Source organism: Desulfocurvus sp. DL1XJH-121 (assembly GCF_054819825.1).
Window position 1 is genome coordinate 1 of the sequence record NZ_JBTVWW010000189.1, and the last position, 240, is coordinate 240.

Consider the following 240-nt stretch of genomic DNA (forward strand, 5'->3'; position numbering starts at 1 on the left):
CGTCGCCGACCACCTCGTCGGACTCGGCGCCGTGACCCTCGCCCCGGCCCGAACCGAGCAGATCCTCTGGTTCTACTTCGGCTTCTCCGCCTGGTCCACGGCCCGCGCACTCGGCTGGGACTGGCCCGACGCCACCACCTGGCTCGCCGACCAGGCCGCGTCAGCCTTGCTGCACGGCCACCCCACTGGCGACGCGTCACCGGCGGTGGTTGCCGGCTCGGTCCCGGCTTGAGGATCGTT

The 240-nt window shown here is 72.5% G+C and carries 1 protein-coding gene; it reads left to right on the forward strand.

What is annotated here, in order from left to right:
• Positions 1 to 232, forward strand: a 232-nt coding sequence (locus ACYYG1_RS17825; protein ID WP_461211667.1) for a hypothetical protein, incomplete at its 5' end; no start/stop codon positions are given.
• Positions 233 to 240 lie beyond the last annotated feature (8 nt).